The 16,765-nt window shown below is 67.7% G+C and carries 17 protein-coding genes, 1 tRNA gene and 1 other RNA gene; 12 read left to right on the forward strand and 7 right to left on the reverse strand.

The features are described from left to right. The first annotated feature begins 53 nt into the window (after positions 1-53). From HD841_RS16315 to HD841_RS16335, 5 genes are all read left to right on the forward strand, one after another. Positions 54-794 carry a sugar isomerase domain-containing protein gene (locus HD841_RS16315; protein WP_179509945.1) on the forward strand — a complete coding sequence of 247 codons (741 nt, stop codon included), beginning with the start codon at positions 54-56 and terminating at the stop codon, positions 792-794. Positions 795-1,046: 252 nt separating this feature from the next. Beyond that, the gene (gene nusB / locus HD841_RS16320) at positions 1,047-1,505 is read left to right on the forward strand and encodes a transcription antitermination factor NusB (RefSeq protein ID WP_179509946.1); all 459 of its coding nucleotides are present in this window, start codon (positions 1,047-1,049) and stop codon (positions 1,503-1,505) included. Between the two features lie 277 nt (positions 1,506-1,782). Further along, positions 1,783-2,682, forward strand: a complete 900-nt coding sequence (gene thiL, locus HD841_RS16325) for a thiamine-phosphate kinase (protein WP_179509947.1) — start codon at positions 1,783-1,785, stop codon at positions 2,680-2,682. A gap of 699 nt (positions 2,683-3,381) precedes the next feature. Beyond that, complete coding sequence (locus tag HD841_RS16330; RefSeq protein ID WP_179509948.1) at positions 3,382-5,553, forward strand: sodium-translocating pyrophosphatase; 2,172 nt, start codon at positions 3,382-3,384, stop codon at positions 5,551-5,553. A gap of 201 nt (positions 5,554-5,754) precedes the next feature. Further along, positions 5,755-7,752: an alpha/beta hydrolase family protein gene (locus HD841_RS16335; protein ID WP_179509949.1), complete on the forward strand. Its 1,998-nt coding sequence runs from the start codon at positions 5,755-5,757 to the stop codon at positions 7,750-7,752. Positions 7,753-7,761: 9 nt separating this feature from the next. On the opposite strand, the gene HD841_RS16340 is transcribed toward HD841_RS16335, so the two are convergent. Further along, positions 7,762-8,196 carry a VOC family protein gene (locus tag HD841_RS16340; protein ID WP_179509950.1) on the reverse strand — a complete coding sequence of 145 codons (435 nt, stop codon included), beginning with the start codon at positions 8,194-8,196 and terminating at the stop codon, positions 7,762-7,764. Positions 8,197-8,291: 95 nt separating this feature from the next. Then, a complete protein-coding gene (locus HD841_RS16345) occupies positions 8,292-9,032 on the reverse strand; it encodes an SDR family oxidoreductase (RefSeq protein ID WP_179509951.1) in 741 nt (246 codons plus the stop codon). A 363-nt stretch (positions 9,033-9,395) separates the two neighbouring features. Here HD841_RS16345 and infA point away from each other — a divergent pair, with 363 nt between their 5' ends. The 5 genes from infA to HD841_RS16370 all read left to right on the forward strand — a co-directional run bounded on the left by infA (position 9,396) and on the right by HD841_RS16370 (position 11,448). Then, on the forward strand, positions 9,396-9,641 hold the full coding sequence (gene infA, locus HD841_RS16350) for a translation initiation factor IF-1 (protein ID WP_017977808.1): 246 nt from the start codon (positions 9,396-9,398) through the stop codon (positions 9,639-9,641). A gap of 17 nt (positions 9,642-9,658) precedes the next feature. Continuing rightward, entirely contained in the window at positions 9,659-10,228 is a 570-nt protein-coding gene (locus tag HD841_RS16355) for a Maf family protein (RefSeq protein WP_179509952.1), read from the forward strand. Further along, positions 10,221-11,162 (forward strand): ribonuclease, encoded by a 942-nt coding sequence (locus HD841_RS16360; RefSeq protein ID WP_179509953.1) that lies wholly within the window; start codon positions 10,221-10,223, stop codon positions 11,160-11,162. Before HD841_RS16355 ends, HD841_RS16360 begins: the two co-directional genes overlap by 8 nt. Beyond that, positions 11,159-11,332 (forward strand): DNA gyrase inhibitor YacG, encoded by a 174-nt coding sequence (locus HD841_RS16365; protein WP_179509954.1) that lies wholly within the window; start codon positions 11,159-11,161, stop codon positions 11,330-11,332. Before HD841_RS16360 ends, HD841_RS16365 begins: the two co-directional genes overlap by 4 nt. 40 nt (positions 11,333-11,372) lie before the next feature. After that, a tRNA-Phe gene (locus HD841_RS16370) sits at positions 11,373-11,448 on the forward strand. Between the two features lie 20 nt (positions 11,449-11,468). Here the strand turns inward: HD841_RS16370 and HD841_RS16375 are convergent. The 4 genes from HD841_RS16375 to ssrA form a co-directional block, all read right to left on the reverse strand. Then, positions 11,469-11,825, reverse strand: a complete 357-nt coding sequence (locus tag HD841_RS16375; protein ID WP_179509955.1) for a hypothetical protein — start codon at positions 11,823-11,825, stop codon at positions 11,469-11,471. Next, positions 11,822-12,538, reverse strand: a complete 717-nt coding sequence (locus HD841_RS16380; protein ID WP_218845594.1) for a protein-S-isoprenylcysteine O-methyltransferase — start codon at positions 12,536-12,538, stop codon at positions 11,822-11,824. The genes HD841_RS16375 and HD841_RS16380 overlap by 4 nt, the downstream gene beginning before the upstream one ends. 77 nt (positions 12,539-12,615) lie before the next feature. Further along, positions 12,616-14,472: a YhjD/YihY/BrkB family envelope integrity protein gene (locus HD841_RS16385; protein ID WP_179509956.1), complete on the reverse strand. Its 1,857-nt coding sequence runs from the start codon at positions 14,470-14,472 to the stop codon at positions 12,616-12,618. Between the two features lie 236 nt (positions 14,473-14,708). Continuing rightward, positions 14,709-15,087, reverse strand: a transfer-messenger RNA (tmRNA) gene (gene ssrA / locus HD841_RS16390). 42 nt (positions 15,088-15,129) lie between these two features. On the opposite strand from ssrA, the gene HD841_RS16395 reads away from it, so the two are divergent. Then, a complete protein-coding gene (locus HD841_RS16395; protein WP_179509957.1) occupies positions 15,130-15,561 on the forward strand; it encodes an RrF2 family transcriptional regulator in 432 nt (143 codons plus the stop codon). Positions 15,562-15,608: 47 nt separating this feature from the next. Here the strand turns inward: HD841_RS16395 and mscL are convergent, their stop codons facing one another. Then, entirely contained in the window at positions 15,609-16,043 is a 435-nt protein-coding gene (gene mscL / locus HD841_RS16400; protein ID WP_179509958.1) for a large conductance mechanosensitive channel protein MscL, read from the reverse strand. 112 nt (positions 16,044-16,155) lie between these two features. Between mscL and HD841_RS16405 the strand changes: the two genes are divergently transcribed. After that, entirely contained in the window at positions 16,156-16,761 is a 606-nt protein-coding gene (locus HD841_RS16405) for a LemA family protein (RefSeq protein WP_179509959.1), read from the forward strand. Positions 16,762-16,765: the final 4 nt, after the last annotated feature.

The raw sequence follows: 16,765 nt of genomic DNA on the forward strand, positions 1-16,765 counted from the left end.
ATGGGATAGGCTGCGGTCACGGACCGTGGCAGGATCATCCGAGGGCGGCGAACATGACGAGCTTTTCCGCAACGTATCGGGACGCCATCGTCCAGTCATTGGACGGATTTCTATCGTCGCAGGGTCGTGAGTTCGATCAGGCGCGCGATGCGGTAGCCGCAGCCCTTGCCGCTGACCGGATCATCTACGTGACGGGAAGCGGCCATTCGCATCTGATTGCGGAAGAGGCTTTCTATCGTGCAGGCGGCGTCGCCGCGGTCCAGGCGATGCTCGACCCCGATCTGATGCTGCATGTCAGCGCGACGCGCTCCTCGATGCTGGAGCGCGACCCCGGCCGCGCCGAAGCTCTGCTGGCCCAGTACCACGTCTCGGCCGACGACGTCGTGGTGGTGGTGTCCAACTCGGGGCGCAACGCCTTTCCCGTCGAAATGGCCCTCGCCTGCCGGTCGCGTGGCGCAACGGTGATCGCCATCACGTCGCTACGTCACTCGCGCAGTGTCGATTCGCTTCATCCATCGGGCAAGCGCCTCTTTGAAGTCAGTGATATCGCCTTGGATAACGGCGCCGTGCCCGGCGACGCCGCCGTCGCCATCAACCCGGCTGGTCCGTGGATGGGGCCGACATCCACGATCATGGGCGCCTTCATCATCAACGTCATGCTGGCGGAAGCGACCGCGCGGCTCGCTACGCGCGGCATCATCATCGATGTGTATCAAAGCGCCAACACGAGGAACGGCGACACGGCCGCGGCCGACATCGCGGCGCGCTGGAAGCCTCGTCTGAAGGGGCTCTGAGCCGGCGATGACGTTGCGCGGAGGCACGGAGGTGATCTGTCCGCGGCGAGCGTGACGCTACCCGGGACGCCGAACACAGGACAACGGGCGGGCACGTGTCCGCCTCTCTGCGCCTCCGCGTGACCACACCGCCCTTCTCCCCTCGGCGGCCCGCGGGAACCACCGCCAACCCCTTCCCGCACAAGGCCGCCTCGGCATCACGCTCCGGCAAAGGGGTGACGGATCGCGCAGACGCGACTACAGGCACGCCGGATGTCCCGAAGCTCCAACCGAACCCAGGCGCGCGCCGCCGCCCGTCTCGCCGCCGTCCAGGCGCTCTACCAGCATGAGATGGAAGGCACCGCGGTGCCGTCGCTGCTCCACGAATTCCACAACCACCGCCTCGGCGCGACGATCGAGGATGCGGAATATGCCGATGCCGACGTCGATTTCTTCGACGATCTGGTGAAGGGCACCACCGCGCGCAGCGGCGAGATCGACCTCGCGATCGAGAAGAAGCTCGCCAAGGGCTGGACGCTCGCGCGCCTCGACAAGCCGATGAAGGCGATCCTGCGCGCGGGCACCTATGAATTGATGGCGCGCGCCGATGTCCCCGTCGGCGCGACGATCAGCGAATATGTCGACGTCGCCCATGCCTTCTACGAGCGCCGCGAGGCGGGCTTCGTCAACGGCCTGCTCGACGGCATCGCCAAGGACGTGCGGGCGGCATAACCCGATTCCGCCCCCGCCAGGGCGAGGCGATTGGATATGGCGGTTCGCGTATGTCGTTCCCCCTCCCAATCCGCTTCGTCACCCTGGACGTGTTCCGCGGTCAACCCTGCGGCGAGGAGACCGGCTTGAGACGGCACCGCTCTCCTGCGGCCCAGTGCGCCCCGGGACACCTCCAGGGTGACGAATGTATGAGGCGATCGACCGAGCCTCATTGCCGTCGCCATATGCGATCGCCCTGCCCGCCAGGGGGAGGGCTTGGAAGGACAGGCCGAGCCAGATGACCGAAACCGACTTCCTCATTGCCCTTCGTACCCTGCCGCTCCACGCCTCCGCGCGGGGCCTGCGCGACGATACCGCACGCCTGCTGCATGTGCCGCTGGTCGTCACGACCGATACGCTGGTCGAGGGCGTCCATTTTCTGTCAGGCGACACGCCGCAGGATGTCGCGTGGAAGCTCGTCGCCACCAACCTCTCCGACATCGCCGGCAAGGGCGCCAAGCCCGACGGTATCCTGCTCAACTATCCGCTCTCCGACGACGGCTGGGACCGCGCCTTCCTCGCCGGCCTTGGCGAGGTGCTGACCGCCTGCGGCACCACTTTGCTCGGCGGCGACACGGTGACGCTGCCGCGCGGCGCGCCGCGCATCCTCACCGTCACCGCCTTCGGCTGCGACACGCCGGCGCCACCGCGCGGCGGCGCCGGCGAGAATGATGCGCTGTGGGTCACCGGCACGATCGGCGATGCCGGCGCCGGCCTCGCCATCGCACAGGGAGCCGATGGCCCGCCGGAGCTTGCCGCGCGCTACCGCCGCCCGACCCCGCGCCTTGCCGAGGGCCGCGTGCTCAGCCGGCTCGCCCATGCGATGATGGACGTCAGCGACGGCCTGCTGATCGACGCCGCCCGCATGGGCGAGGCGAGCGGCCTTGCCGTCCACCTCGATCTCGCCGCGGTGCCGCTGTCGGCGCCCTATCGCGCCTTCGCCGGCAGCGACCGCGCCGCCCGCCTCGCCGCGGCGACCGCCGGCGACGATTACGAGCTGCTGTTCGCGATGCCGGCCAATGTCGTGCCGCCGGTCGCCGCCACCCGGCTCGGCCGCTTCGCGCGCGGCACCGGCCTGCACCTGCACGACGGCGGCGCGCCGCTCCCCCTGCCCACGCGGCTCGGCTTCGAGCATTAGGATCGACGGCCAGTCCAATGCCTCCCCGCTAGAGACGGCTATCGCATAGGGACGTCCGCTTGAGTCCGCCACCTTCCAATCCCGCCCCGTCACCCTGGACGTGTTCCGGGGTCCACCGGGCGGCTGGGAGAACGGCTTGCGCCTCCAGCCCGTCCCCTCGCCGCAGAGTGGACCCCGGAACACGTCCGGGGTGACGGATAAGAGGAGGACGCCGATCGAACCTCATCACCGCAGCCATAGGCGATAGCCGTGCCCCGCCAGGGCAGGCGTTTTCTTCAAAACATGATGTCGATCCGGCTTAGGATCGACGACCACGTCGACACGAGGCTGGATGCGGAGAGAAGATGATTCGCGCAGAGGCGCAGAGGGCGCTGAGGTGTTGCGCTCGTGGCGTGTCCGCGGCCCTCTTCATCAAGGCTGGCGATGACGGGGACGGGCCGCCCGCACGATACCACCTCTGCGTCCTTCGCGCCTCCGCGCGACACAATCTTCTTTGCCGCCAGCCGCTTTCCAAAGAGGGAACCTAATCCGTCCGGACGAGCCACCCCGCGGCGGGATCGGGTCCGCGTGACGCGGCCGGGTAAACCGCGCGCAATGATGCGGCGCTTGCACTCCCCGCCCCCGCGCCATAGCCTCCGCGCAAGCGCCACGAGACCGGGAGACATCGGCCGTGCGTCAACAGGAGAAGGAGATGCGAGAATGACCACGGTCACCATCGCCATCCTCTGCGGCGTGCTCGCCGTGGTCTATGGCTTCGTCACCAGCCAACAGGTGCTCCGGGCGTCGCCCGGGGACGCAAGGATGCAGGACATCGCCGCCGCCATCCAGGAGGGCGCCAAGGCCTATCTCGGCCGCCAATATACCACCATCGCGATCGTCGGCGTCATCGTCGCGATCATCCTGTTCGCCGCATTGGGCGCGATCTCGACGATCGGCTTCGTCATCGGCGCCCTGCTGTCGGGCGTCGCCGGCTATGTCGGCATGAACATCTCGGTGCGCGCCAACGTCCGCACCGCGGAGGCCGCACGCCATTCGCTGCAGGGCGGCCTCACCATGGCGTTCCGTTCGGGCGCGGTCACCGGCATGCTCGTCGCCGGGCTCGGCCTGCTCGCGATCAGCGGCTTCTTCTGGTATCTCACCGGCCCCGCCGGCCATGCGCCCAACGACCGGATCATCGTCGAGGCGCTGACCGCGCTCGCCTTCGGCGCGTCGCTCATCTCGATCTTCGCACGCCTCGGCGGCGGCATCTTCACGAAAGCGGCCGACGTCGGCGCCGACCTCGTCGGCAAGGTCGAGGCCGGCATTCCCGAGGACGATCCGCGCAACCCCGCGGTCATCGCCGACAATGTCGGCGACAATGTCGGCGATTGCGCCGGCATGGCCGCCGATCTGTTCGAGACCTACGTCGTCACGCTCGGCGTCACGATGATCTCGATCGCGCTGCTGATCCGCGCCGATGCTGCCGAGCTGATGCGGCTGATGAGCCTGCCGTTGCTCGTCGGCGGGGTGTGCATCGTCACCTCGATCATCGGCACCTATGCGGTCCGCCTCGGCAAGGGATCGATCATGGGTGCGCTCTACAAGGGCTTCTGGACCTCCGCCCTGCTGTCGATCCCCGCCATCTATCTCGCCACGCACTATGTGCTCGGCGACCTCGACCGCACGATCGGCAGCGCGGGTTTCCTCGACGCGGTGTCGGACGACCTCACCACCGGTTTCGACCGCCCCGCCGCCGCCGCGGGCGCGATTGCCAGCTTCACCGGCATGGACCTGTTCTGGTGCATGGTGATCGGCCTCGCCGTCACCGGCCTGATCGTCTGGATCACCGAATATTACACCGGCACCAATTACCGTCCGGTCAAGTCGATCGCCGCCGCCAGCCAGACCGGCCACGGCACCAACGTCATCCAGGGCCTCGCGATCAGCCTCGAATCGACCGCTTTGCCGACGCTGGTGATCGTCGTCGCGGTGATCGCGACCTACCAGCTCGCCGGGATCATCGGCATCGCCTTCGCCGCGACCGCGATGCTCGCGCTCGCCGGCATGGTGGTGGCGCTCGACGCCTATGGCCCGGTCACCGACAATGCCGGCGGCATCGCCGAGATGGCCGGCCTGCCCGACGATGTCCGCCAGCGCACCGATGCGCTCGACGCGGTGGGCAACACGACCAAGGCGGTGACCAAGGGCTATGCGATCGGCTCGGCGGGCCTTGCCGCGCTCGTCCTGTTCGGTGCGTATACGACGGATCTCCAGACCTATTTCCCCGATGTCACCGTCGATTTCAGCCTGTCCAATCCGTATGTCATCGTCGGACTACTGCTCGGCGCGCTGCTGCCTTATCTGTTCGGTGCGTTCGGCATGACCGCGGTCGGCCGCGCGGCGGGCGCGGTGGTCGAGGAGGTGCGCGGCCAGTTCCGCGACAATCCCGGCATCATGCTCGGCACCAGCCGACCCAATTACGGCCGCACCGTCGACCTCGTCACCCGCGCCGCGATCCGCGAGATGATCGTGCCCTCGCTGCTGCCGGTGGCGAGCCCGATCGTCCTCTATTTCGTCATCGACGCGGTGGCGGGCCAGGCGCAGGGATTCGCCGCGCTTGGCGCGATGCTGCTCGGCGTGATCGTCTCGGGTCTGTTCGTCGCCATCTCGATGACCAGCGGCGGCGGCGCCTGGGACAATGCCAAGAAATACATCGAGGACGGCAATTACGGCGGCAAGGGCTCCGACGCGCACAAGGCCGCGGTCACCGGCGACACCGTCGGCGACCCCTACAAGGACACCGCGGGCCCGGCGGTCAACCCGATGATCAAGATCACCAACATCGTCGCATTGTTGCTGCTCGCCGCGCTGGCTGCGGGTGGCGGGGGGTAAGCGGGTCGCGTCCATATCGCATCCGGCCGGCGTCGATGGCGCCAGTCATCCGGCCGAACGACTGCGGCACGCGCTGCCGAACCACCCGCCTGTCACCGAATCAGACACTTGCCAGTCTGTACTTGCAGCGCGTCCCGGCCCCGCTCATCCCCTCCCCGCGGCCTTGGGGGCAAGGTCGCACCAAGGGGGAGTGTTGCATTCATGGTCCGTCGTCACGCGCGGTGCGTTGCCACCATCCTGTTCGCCGCCGCGGCAGCGCCGGCCGTTAGCCAGACCGGTGTGCCCACCGCGGCACCGGCACCGGGCGCTACCGCCGCCGCACCCGCACCCGCACCCGCACCCGCGGTCGATCCCAAGACGCCCGTACCGGTCGAGGCCTTCGCCCAATTGCCGCTCCTCACCGAGCCGCGTCTGTCGCCGGACGGGACACACATCGCCGCCAAGATGGCGATCGCCGGCACCCAGCATCTGGTCGTCATCTCGCTGTTCGATCACGCCAAACCCGTCGCGTTCAAGGTCGGTCCGGACATGGACGTCAACTGGTGGCAATGGGTCGGCAACAGCTGGCTTGCAGTCGGTGTAGGCCAGCAGGTGCCGTTCGAGGGCGACGCCATCTACATGACGCGGATGATCGGGGTCAGCGCCGACATGAAGCAGATGCAGCGGATCGACTGGCCGCGCTCGGGCGTCCGTGCCGACGATCTGCTCTGGGTGGCACACGACGGCAGTCCGCGCATCCTCTTCGCCCGCCAGACCGGGTTCGAGTCGCTCGATCAGGTCTATCCCTCGGTATGGGAGGCGGATCTGTCGACTGGCCGGGTCAAACGCATCGCCAGCAGCCAGGTCGATGTCTGGGACTGGTATGTCGATGGCGCCGGTACCGTCCGCATGGGCATCCGCTACGCCGATGCGACCGGCAAGTCCTCGCTGCTCTACCGCAGCGCCAACGGCGACTCCTTCCGCACCATCGCGCGCAACGATCCCAAGACCAAGACGAGCTTCGTCGTCCCGCTGACCTTCCGGGCAGACGGCACCGCGCTCGCCACCGACGACACCGACGGCCGCGACCAACTTTATGAAGTCTCGCTGCCCGACCTCAAGCTCGGCAAGAAGGTGTTCGGCGTTGATCGCTACGATATCGACGGCGTCGTCGACAATCATGATGGCACCGATGTGATCGGCGTCCAGGTCACCGACACCTACACGCACGTCGTCTGGCTCGATCCGGAAATGAAGAAGATCCAGGCGGCGGCGGATCAGGCGGTCGGCAACCGCCACGCGCGCATCCTCTCGCGCAGCGCCGACGACAGTCGCATGCTGGTCGAGGTCGGCAGCGCCTCGCAGGCTGGAACGCTCTATTATTGGGACCTCGCCGCCGGGCGGATGCAGCACTACGCGCATCAGAATGCGGCCCTTGGCAACCGCAGCCTCTCCCCGGTCAAGACCGTCCACTATACGGCGCGCGACGGCACGCCGATCGACGCGGTGCTCACCCTGCCGCGCCGTCGCACTGCGCGGAACCTGCCGCTGATCGTGTTGCCGCACGGCGGCCCGATCGCGCGTGACAGCGAGGATTGGGACTGGTGGACGCAATATCTTGCCGAGATCGGCTATGCCGTGGTCCAACCCAATTACCGCGGGTCGTCGGGCTATGGCACCGCCTTCGTCAAGCTCGGCGAGGGCGAATGGGGCCTCAAGATGCAGGACGATCTCAACGACGCGATCGGCTATCTCGCCAAGGAGGGGATCGCCGATCCCAAGCGCGTCTGCATCGCCGGAGCCTCCTACGGCGGCTATGCCGCGCTGCGGGCGGCGCAGCGTGACGGCGCCTTCTATCGCTGCGCCATTTCCTATGCCGGTGTATCCGACCTCGTCGGGATCAAGCGCTACGACGCGCAATTCCTCAACGGCAAGAGCCTCGGCCGCTATTGGACGAAGCGGACGCCGGACCTGCACGACGTCTCGCCGCGCTTCGGCGCCGATCAGGTGTCGATCCCGGTGCTGCTGATGCACGGCAAGGCCGATCGCCGCGTCCCGGTCAAACAGTCGCGTCAGATGGCGGACGCGCTGAAGGCGGCGGGCAAGCCCTACCAATATGTCGAACAGCCCCTGGGCGATCATCACTTCACCCGCAGCGAAGACCGATTGGAATTCCTGAAAACGATGGGCGCGTTTCTGGCGAAGTACAATCCTGCGTGACCAGGACCATCAGCCCAAGCCCACGTCGCCATCATCAAGAATCGTGACCCCGGCCGAGCCGCTCTCTCGATAATGCCGCAGCCGCGATTGCAGCGATCCGTGATGAATCTCCAGTCGATGGCCGTCAGGATCGAGGAAATACGTGGACGCGCCTTCGCTCCTGTCCTCCTTCCAGATGAGACATGTGGCCGTCAGATATGCGCTCAAGACGCTGTAATCCGCGTCGGCCACGGTGAAGGCGATATGCGTATAGTCGGGATGCGGCGAAGTCCTGGCGCATTCGTCATGGGACAGACAAAGCCACAGTGATCCGGCATCGAGATATGCACCATTCTGCCACACGGCCCGCGCGCGAAAACCGAGAACGTCGCGATAGAAGGCCAGCGATCGCGCGACATCGCTCACGGCAAGGGTGATGTGATTGATGCCGATAACCCCGCCCATATCGTCTCCTATGTAGCGATGCGATGTGCGCCGACCGTGCCGACGGCCCACCATATGGGATTGCCGCCGCTGCGGCCGACGTGAACGTCAGGGGCTCAATGCATCACGAGCCCCCCATCGACCGCATATTGGCCACCGGTGACATAGGACGCATCGTCGGACAGGAGGAATAGGGCGACAGCGGCTGCCTCATCCGGCGTCCCGACTCTGCCAAGCGGCACTTGAGCGACCACGAATTCCTCGAAGCCCTGCTTGGCTTCGGCGGGAAGGAAGTTCCGAAAGCCGGTGTCGATCGGCCCCGGAACGAGCACGTTGACGCGGATGCCGCGGGGCGCGAGCGCCGTGGCCCAGGATCGTGCCATGGCGACGAGCGCGCCTTTCGTCGCCGCATACAGGCTGGTGACAGCAGCGCCCTCATAGGTGGACGAAGACGAGGTCACGACGACGGAGGCAGCCTCGCGGAGATATGGCGACAAGGCCGCAAGCTGAAGCATCGGTCCGCGTACGTTGGCGGCCATCATCCTGTCGAAGGCATCGGCGGTGACCTCCTCGGGCGTGCCCAGCGCTGCGTAGCCGGCGTTCAGCCAAAGCCCGTCCAGCCCGCCGGCGGAGCGAGCGACCGCCGCCAATGCGCTGGCAGCCGCAGGGTCGGCAGCGTCATTGGCCAGAACGCTGCCTTTGACGCCAAGCACATCGCGCGCCGCCCTGATCCGCGATGGGTCCAGGCCCGTGACGATCACCGTGCCGCCTTCGGCGACGATCCGCGTTGCACCTGCCAGTCCCAGCCCGCTCGTGCCGCCCGTGATCAGGACCCGCTTGTTCTCGAACCTCGCCATGTCTCCTTTTAGCAGGATCTGATCCTGCCCGCACGCCAGAGCGCGCCGCCCGCGCCCTGGCCTGCACTGTCCTACACGCCCGACATCTCCCATTTTCCTGTCTGGCCCTTTGTCATCGATACAGTCTATTGCGAATCACGCATTACGCGGGATGATGTTCGACGCGGACCTGATGGCAACTTGAACAACGTCCGCACCGCCCGGCTTGCCGAATCGGCCGCCCTTCCCCATATCGCGGAGGCTACCGACAGCGCTCGCCGGAACCCCGGCGAAGTCAGCGCGTGTGCGTCGGTCCCCATTGCTTCCCTTTTTCGGCGGCCTGCGCTAAGGGCGCGCCCGAAGCACGCGAACAGAGGTTGATTTTTGGCCAAGGAAGAATTGCTCGAGATGCGCGGCCGCGTGGTGGAATTGCTCCCCAACGCGATGTTCCGTGTCCAGCTTGAAAACGACCACGAAATTCTCGGACACACCGCCGGCAAGATGCGCAAGAACCGCATCCGCGTGCTGGTCGGCGACGAGGTGCTGGTAGAACTCACCCCCTATGACCTGACCAAGGGTCGGATCACCTACCGCTTCATGCCCGGTCGCGGCGGCCCCGGCCCGCAATAAGCGACCGCGCGACGTCCGTGTCGCTGGTTCTCGCCTCCTCGTCCCCCCGCCGCCGCGAGCTGCTCGGCCGGCTCGGCCTCGTGCCGGATCGGATCACCGCGCCCGAGATCGATGAATCGGCATTGCCCGCGGAACGGCCGCGCGACTACGTCCTGCGCATTGCCTGCGAGAAGGCCCGCGCGGTCGCGCGTGCGCCCGACGAGGTGATCCTGGCCGGCGACACGACGATCGCGGTCGGCCGCCGCATCCTCGGCAAGCCCGAGGACGAGGCTGACCTGCGCCGCATGCTCGCATTGCTGTCCGGCCGCCGCCATCATTGCCTGTCCGCGGTCGCGGTGATCGACACCGCCGGTACGCTGCGCCACCGCCTGTCCGACACGATCGTCGCCTTCCGTCCGCTCGATCCTGCCGAGATCGACGCCTATGTCGCCAGCGGCGAGGGCGAGGGCAAGGCGGGCGGCTATGCCATCCAGGGCCGGGCGGAAGCGTTCGTCCGCTTCCTCCACGGCAGCCATTCGGGCGTCGTCGGCCTGCCGCTGATGGAAACGCGCGCGCTGCTGCGCACCGCCGGACTGCCGCTTGCTTGAGTGGCTGTATGAGGCCGGTATCGGCGAAGCGCGCGCCGCCCTAGTCGAGGACGACCGCATCCTCGAAGCCGCCATCGAATGCCCCCTGCCGCTTCGCCTCGGCACCGTCGCACGCGCGCAACTCGTCGAACTGACCGGCGGCGGCATGGGCCGCCTCGATGTCGGCGGCCATGAGGCGGTGATCGCGCGCATCCCGCCGGGAGTCACCAAGGGGGCGGGCCTGACCGTCCAGATCGTCCGCGAGGCGATCCCCGAGGCGGGCCGGCCCAAGCCCGCCCGCGCCATCGCCACGGATGCGCCGCTCGCCGAGGGGCCGGACCTTCTCGCCCGTCTTCGCGGCACCGGCCTGCCGGTCCGGATGCTGCGCGCGCACGAACCCGACGCGCTCGAAGCGGCCGGCTGGTCCGAACTGCTCGAAGAGGCGACGGGCGGCGAGATCGTCTTTCCGCTCGGCGGCCTGCGGATGTCGCCGACGCCGGCGATGACGCTGTTCGACGTCGATGGTCCGCCGCCGCTCGATCCGCTCGCCGTCGCCGCGGCGCGCGCGGTGGCGCAGGCGATCCGCCGTCACGCGATCGGCGGCTCGATCGGCATCGACTTTCCGACTTTAGCCAACAAGACGTCGCGTCAGGCGACCGCCGAGGCGATCGACGCCATCCTGCCGCCGCCGTTCGAGCGGACCGCGGTCAACGGCTTCGGCTTCCTGCAGATCGTCCGCCCCCGCCCCCGCGCCTCGCTGCCCGAAATGCTGCGCGCCGATCCCGCGGGTGCCGCCGCCCGCGCCCTGCTGCGCCGGCTTGAGCGCGAACCGCCGGGCAGCCCGCTCCACCACCGCCTGCCGGCGGCGGTGCACGCCCGCCTGACCAGCCGCCCCGACTGGCTCGCCGAGCTTGCCCGCCGCACCGGCGTCACCCACCGACTGGACTGTGCATGACCGTCATCAACTGCCCGATCTGCGGCAAACCGGCGTCGCCGGACCACACGCCTTTCTGTTCGCGCGGCTGTCGCGACCGCGACCTGCTGCAATGGCTGGGCGAGGGATATCGCCTTCCGGTGCGCGATGAAGAAAAAGACGGGGTAGACAGCATCGATTCCGCTGACTAAAGGCCGCGCTCCGATCGCGAGCATCCTCGCTTTCCACCCTGCCCGGGTAGCTCAGTTGGTAGAGCATGCGACTGAAAATCGCAGTGTCGGCGGTTCGAATCCGTCCCCGGGCACCATTCTCCCGCCGCGCCGCGGGTCATGCCATCTCCATCATCACCACGGTCGAGGCGAGCGCCCCGGCAAAGATCGCCCGCGCCGTCGGGTCGCGGCGTTCGGCCATGCACGGCGGCAGCCGGTGCAACCGCTTCGGATCGGCGATCGACCGGCAGAGCAGCGCCTCGTCGCCGTCCGGGCCGAACGGGCAGCCTCGGCACAGCGGGCGGCCGAGGCACGCCTCCCCCAATGTCATGACGCTGTCGATCACCGGCGCCAGCATGTCATAGCCGAGCGGGGCGAGCAGCGCGTGCAGTCGCTGCTGCACCGGCCCACGCTCGTCGCGGGCGGCGCGCCAGCAGCGCGCGGCGCGGGCGATCACGGCGGCCGGCACCGTCATGACCGCACCATCGGCCACAGCCGCCCGACCCGTGCGCAATAGGCGTCATAGGCCTCGCCAAACCGTTCGCGCAGCATCGCTTCCTCCTGCGGCACCCGCAGCAACCACATCGCGGCAAAGGCCGGCACGGCCAGCAATCCGCCGATCGCATTGTGGATCAGCAACGGCTGCGACAGCACGGTCAGCCAGATCGCCACGTACATCGGGTGCCGCCAGCGCGCATAGACGCCACCGGTGACGAGATCGTGACCGTGGCGCACCTCGAGCCCCGGGCTCCAGTTGCGGCCGAGATCGGCGTGGCTGCGCCAGAACAGCCAGAGCATCGGCACCAGCAGGATCGCCCCGAACGCCGTCGCGGTAGCCGGCAATTGGTAATCGGCAAAGGCGAAGACGCCGGTCGCCAGATGGAGCAACGGCAAGACCATTATCGTCGTGAACATGCCGATCAACAGCAGCGTCTCGTCCAGGCCCTTGCGCGCGGTGACGATCTGGTTGGCACGGTTGCGCTTGGCATGCGGCAACCGGATCGCGGTCATCGCGACGAAGCCGAACAGCCAGGCGAGCGCACCCCAGCCATTCTCGCGCCATCGGAACAGGGCGGCGATCATCAGCACCAATGCCGTCACCAGCATGACCAGTGTGCCGAGCCCGCTCATCATCGGCCGGGTGCCGACGTTGGATCCTAGCTGTGCGTCTACGTGACCTGCGGTCATGTCCCATCTCCCTATCTGCTATTGCGAGTCTATAGCAGATAGGGAGATGGGTTGCTACTGCCGTCGGACCGGAGGGATCAGCGATCCAGCGGGGATCGGTCGAATTGCGCCAGCAGCGCAGCGACATCGTCATAGCGGTCGACCGCCCCGCGCAGCGCCGCGTCATCGAACCCACCTGAGCGGACCGCGACCGCCGCAATGCCGCAGCGCTTGGCCGCGGTGACGTCATACGGCGTGTCGCCCAGCACGATCGCATGCTCCGCACCGACTCCCGCCTTCTTCAGTGCTGCGGCGAAGATGTCGCCGGCCGGTTTGCTCGTCGCGACATCGTCCTTGGATACGGTGACATCGACCACGTCGGCGATCGCGAGCAGGCGCTGGTAATGAGCCAGATCCGCCGCATTCGCGGAGGAGGCCAACACCACCTTCCGCCCGCCCGCGGCAACGCGCCGTACCAGTTCGGTCGCCCCCGGAAACGGCCGGACGCGGTCGCGATAGCGCGCCTTGAACAGTTCCCCCTGCCGCGCGGCGAGTCGCTCACCCGCCGACTCGGGCAGGTCGGGCAGGAGCGCAGGGACGAGTTGATCGCCGCCCTTGCCAATCTGGCCCCGGATCGTGGCGCGGTCGATGGCATGACCGGCTTCGGCGAACGCCGCATGCCAGGCATCGACATGGAAGTCGTTGCTGTCGACCAGCGTGCCGTCGAGGTCGAAGAGCACCGCCTGCACCTGTGCCCGCTCGCGCGTCAGCCAGGCCGCCAAGGCGGTCGCGCCGAGCACCGCGACGCCGGTCCGCGCCTGGCCGCGCTTGCGCAACAGGCGCAGGCCAAGGGTCGCCGAGGCGCTGGTGACCAGCCCTGCCTTGCCGATCCCGACCACCTGCCCCGCCCGCGCCGCAGCGCGGCTCGCCGCGAATGCCTGCGCCACCTCGCGACGCGCGCCGGTATCGGTGGTGGCGCCGTCGTCGTCCGGTCGCTGGCCGCGCGGCGTGCCGTCGCCGGCGACATGGTCGGCGACCCACGACCCGCGGCTGCCCAGCGGCCGGGCGGCGCCCGTGGTGGTGTCGGCAGCAGTCTGATGCTCCAGCTCGGCGTTGAGCTCGGCACCGAAGACCAGGATATAGGACGACAGGTACATCCAGGTCAGCATCACCACGACCGCGCTCAACGAGCCGTAGGTGGCGTTGTAATTGCCGAAATTGGCGACGTAGAGGCCGAAGCCGAGGCTGAGCAGCAGCCACCCGCCAGCGGCAAACAGCGAGCCCGGCGTCAGCCAGGTCCAGCGCGCCTGCGCCCGCGACGGGCCATAGCGATACAATGCGGCGGCCGCGGCCGAGCCCGCGACCAGCAGCAGCACGTAGGAGGCGAGCTTGCCCGCCACTACGACGACCCCCGGAGCCGCCGGCAGCAGCGCCTCCAGCTTGCCGAGCGCCGCGATCGCCAGCGCCGCGACCAGCGCGACGATGACCGCCGCCGCGGTGATCCCGAGCGCGAGCAGGTTGACCTTGATGAAGCCGCGCTTTTCCTCCTCCTCATAGGCGATGTTGAGCGCGGTGATGACGGCGCCGGCGCCGTTGCGCGCGCCGAACAGCGCCAGCGCCAGCGCCAGCAGCAGCCCGAACCCCTTCTTGCCGTCGGAGGCCTGCACGACGTTCATCAATTGCTCGCCGACCAATCGGGCGGCGTCGGCGGGCATCACGGCGGTCAGCCGGTTGACGTCGTCGATCACCGTCTGTTGATCGGCGATCAGGCCATAGCTCAGGACGGTCACGCCGAGCAGCGGCACGAGCGCGAGGAACCCGTAGAAGGCCACACCCGCGGCGATCAGGCCGACATTGTCGCGGCCGGTCTCAGCCCAGGTGCGCTTGAGCACCGCCTTCCAGCCGCCCGCAGGCAGCGCCCAGGGGCTGTGCGCCCCGTGCTCGCGATCATCCATGCCGTGTCCCCCGTTACCGCTAGGCATTATGTGGTGACAGGCGAACCGGCGTCGCGGCGCGGGGTTCCGTGGAGATCGGTGCGACACGCTCCTTCAGGCGCAGCGCCGTAACCGATGCGGCTTTAGCTTTGGGTTGGAAGGACAGCGTCGCGCTCGCGCTCCGCTGAGGCGCTCGCCATGTGGCCGTCGATGATAAGAAGTGGGGAGCTTCTGTTGCCCGGTGCTCCCCGTACCGCTGGATTCCCCTTCTGTTGCCCGGTGGGGTCCGACCGCGCTATTTTGGAGTAACCTTAGGCCGTTAGGCCCTCAGTTACGCCGCAATCGCGAGTGCTTCGTTATCGTTGGCACTTGTGTAATGGGCCGTTGCGGTGGTCCCATTCCGAGCGAAAGACGGCGCTCTTCAACACACGTCGATCCTAGTTCGGCCCCGTCATCGAAGCTGATCCGCCCGTCGGCCCGCATCACGCGTGCCGATGTCCGGTTCAGCTGCGGTGGTGGAGCCGCCGGGTACTGCCCCCGGGTCCGCTGCGTCTATTCAACGCCACCGTTTATCGCCATAGCCGGCTGGAAGCCGGCAAGCGTCATATAGGTGCAACCCGGCGCGGCTGCAATCCACGCCTTTCACTCGCCACATTATGGCGTCATAGGGCCGGCATCATGTTGACCCAGCGTTCCCGCTACGCGCTGCGCGCGATGCTGTTCCTCGCCCAGGCGCCGGCGGCCAGCCCGCCGATTCCGATGGGCCGGATCGCCGTCGCCGCGAACGTCCCGCGCAAGTTCCTCGAACTCATCCTCGCCGACCTGCGCGACGCCGGCCTGCTGACCAGCACGCGCGGCAAGATGGGCGGCTATGTCCTGTCGCGGCCGGCGCAGTTGATCTCGCTTGGCGAGGTGATCCGGGTGATCGAGGGGCCGCTGGCGCTGGTCCCCTGCGTCAGCCGCACCGCTTATCGTCCGTGCAACGATTGCTACAGCGAGACCGATTGCGCGATCCGTCACGCGATGATGCGCGTGCGTGACGAGACCGCGCGCATTCTGGACGGCACCAGCCTCGCAGAAGCGACCGCGGAGCATCTGGTCGCGGCATGACCGCTTCGTCGGTCATCCCGCATGTGTCGGGACGACGGACCTGAGCATCAGACCTTCGGCCGCGCCTTCAGTTCGTCGCGGATCTCGCGCAGCAGGGTCACATCGGCCGGTTCCGCGGGCGCCGCGGCGGTCGGCTTGGGGAGCAGCTTGTTCACCGCGCGGACGATCAGGAAGATGATGAAGGCGACGATGATGAAATTCGCCGCCTGGGTGATGAAGGCACCGTAGCCGAGCAGCGGCACGCCCGCCTTCTTCAGCGCGGCATAGTCGCTCAGCGACCCGGCATAGTTTGCCGGGACCGGCCCCATCCGCAGGAAATAGCCGGAAAAATCCAGTCCGCCGAAGATCTTGCCGATCACCGGCATGATCACGTCCTCGGTCAGGGACGTGACGATCCGGCCGAATGCTGCACCGATGATGACCGCGACGGCGAGGTCGAGGACATTGCCCCGCGCGATGAATGTCTTGAATTCCTTGAACACGATCGCGTCTCCCTCGTTATCCGCCCAGAGCCCGCGTGTTTTAGGTGCCGATTAGCCCTTCGCCAAGTCCGCCTACTGTCCTATATCGCTAGCACAGACCGATCCCAGGAGTATGTCCATGTCGTCGCTTCGCCCCGTTGCCGCCTTTGCCCTGGTCGCCACCGCGTCGGTGTCGCTGGCCGGCTGCGGCATCAACTCCGTGCCGACCGCCGAGGAGAACGCCAAGGCGCGCTGGGCCGATGTCCAGAACCAGTATCAGCGCCGTGCCGACCTCATCCCCAATCTCGTCGCGACGGTGAAGGCCGCCGGCGCGCAGGAAAAGGACATCCTGGTGCAGGTGACGCAGGCGCGGGCCGGCGCGAACCAGGTCAAGCTGTCCGGCGACGACCTGACCGATCCGGCCAAGGTGCAGCAATTCGAGCGCGCGCAGAATGCGGTGACGCTGTCGTTGCAGCGGTTGCAGGAGGCCTATCCCGAGCTGAAGTCGCAGGGCAATTACACCACGCTGATGAGCCAGCTGGAAGGCACCGAGAACCGGATCACCATCGCGCGCCAGGATTACAACAATGCGGTGCAGGCGTATAACACCCGCATCCGCACCTTCCCCGACGCGGTCGGCGCGAAGATCTTCTACGGTGCCAAGCCGATGACGCCGTTCTCGGCGACGACGCCGGGGGCGGACACCGCGCCGACGGTCAATTTCGGGAATGCGAGCTGAGGGT

The organism is Sphingomonas melonis (assembly GCF_013409985.1).
Lineage (GTDB): Bacteria > Pseudomonadota > Alphaproteobacteria > Sphingomonadales > Sphingomonadaceae > Sphingomonas > Sphingomonas melonis_A.